Source organism: Limnospira sp. PMC 289.06 (genome assembly GCF_032350395.1).
GTDB lineage: Bacteria > Cyanobacteriota > Cyanobacteriia > Cyanobacteriales > Microcoleaceae > Limnospira > Limnospira platensis.
Genome location: NZ_JARPLC010000267.1, coordinates 1 through 1,968, shown reverse-complemented (window position 1 = coordinate 1,968; position 1,968 = coordinate 1). Strand labels below are relative to the sequence as shown.

1 protein-coding gene is annotated in these 1,968 nt (G+C 46.2%); it reads left to right on the top strand.

Going from position 1 to position 1,968, the window contains the following annotated elements; all coding sequences use genetic code 11:
* Positions 1-337 precede the first annotated feature (337 nt).
* On the top strand, positions 338-1,915 hold the full coding sequence (locus P5674_RS24345; RefSeq protein ID WP_014276969.1) for an NACHT domain-containing protein: 1,578 nt from the start codon (positions 338-340) through the stop codon (positions 1,913-1,915).
* Positions 1,916-1,968: the final 53 nt, after the last annotated feature.

The window sequence follows — 1,968 nt, the reverse complement described above, 5'->3', positions numbered from 1 at the left end:
CACCCCGATACGCAGCCCAAACCCGCAAACATCACCGGAACCGGAGGAGTCTCTAAGAAGGAATTAAGGTGAATTTCCATCACCTGATTAACATAGGGTTCCACGAAATTACTATATGCGTCTTCTAAGGCGGCGCGTTGTTTGAATTTGTCTTGTAGATTAGCCATCACTGACCTCCTTTGTCTGTTTGAGATCAGTGTTTTTTTGGGCTACTGCCCAAGCAAATCCACAGGTAAAATCCTGAAATCCTTGCTACAATGGCTTTACCTGGTTTGGGCAACCCTCCCGTTTGGGCAAGTTTCCCTAAACCAGCACCAGTTTTCTATCGAGGGTCGTCATGGTGGGAAAATCGGGTCAGCCTTTCAAAAAAAGCCGCAAGTATGGAGAAAGCGCGGAGGACTTGCAAGACCGTCTGGATTTCGTGGCGGCGTTGCTGGCTTTGGCTGATGAGGAGATCACGATTCCCCCAGACTCACTCAAGCCACAGTTCAATCTGCAGTGGGTGAAAGAAGACGAGTTGAGGGTGTCTGGCATCGTTGTTGAGCAAAAACAGCGCAATGGACAGATTAAGCGGATAGAAAACGGGATTACTAAGAAGGATTTAGGGGTTTTATTAGAAACCTATCGCTGCACGAAAATCCTAGAATCAGCGAGAGATGAACTGATCCAAAATGCGCTATCTTGCCTTCGAGATTTGGGGATTCTGAAGGAGCATAAATCAGCCAAAACTCAAGGATATTGGAAGTTTTCGCTCTGTCTCAAACATCAAACGAAGAGAGAAGAGAACCTACAGGTTATTCGAGATAAATGGAAAGAGGCCTTTGGGAAACTGCCTGAAATTCACCATCCTCCCCAACTCACGGCGACGCTCAACCGCTGCATTTTAGGACTCAAAGGCGACTATCAAGAAGCGCAACCGCAACTCACCGAAATCACCACTACCCTGCCAAACCTGCTCAAGGATAAAACCCTCTCCATTACCAAGGTTGAGGAAGGCAGTATTATCCTGATTGTGGAGAGTTCCCAAACGGGGTATGAGCAACTTAAACGCCTGATTGGACAAGAGATTGCTGGGTTTCCGGTGGAATATGCGATCGATGAATGGCAAGATATTTGCCGTCGGATGTTACTAGAGCGGAAACCCTTAACCAGTAATACGGTTATTGGTCGGGTTTATGGCGATCGCAACTTAATCGATGAGGATTTATTTGTCGATTTAGCCCTGGTGAAACCGAAAAGCAGCCAGACTGAAAAACACCCCCAAGAGATTGACCCCGAAAAGGGTTCCGACTTGTTCACCCGTCAGGAAGAAACCATCGAGAAACGGTTTGCTTATCGGGAATTTCTCCAAGAAGTCATCAGCAACCGTAGCGAAAAACAGCTTGCCATTATTGGCGAACCGGGGGCGGGAAAAACCACCTTACTCCAGAAATTAGCCTTTTGGTTATTACAGGAAACCGATGATTTAGTGATTTGGGTTGACTTAGCAGAATTGGGAAATCAGCCCCTGGGAGAGTATTTAGAGCAAAAATGGTTCAAAGAGGCATTAGGCAAGTCCAGAGAGGAAATTAAAGCGGACTGGGGGCATAAATTTGAGGGGGGTGCAGTCTGGTTACTGTTGGATGGCTTGGATGAGATGAGCCAGAGTGACCTACAGGGGTTAAAATTCCGAGGGTGGGTGACAGATGCGCGGATAATTGTCACCTGTCGCTTGAATTTGTGGCAAGGGAAACCCAGCCAGTTACAGAACTTTCAAACCTATCTCACTCAACCGTTTCAGTTGGAACAGGTGCAGTTTATCCGGCTTCTGGTATTGCCTTTAAACTCTTATCCTGATAGCGAAGCGCGGTTATTACTCAACCCAATAACTATGCCTAGTTACTCAGATATTACTCACAATCTAGTCCTAGCATAGGAAAATAATTCTGTCAATAGGTTGATTACTCAGTCAACAAGCACAACTTAATC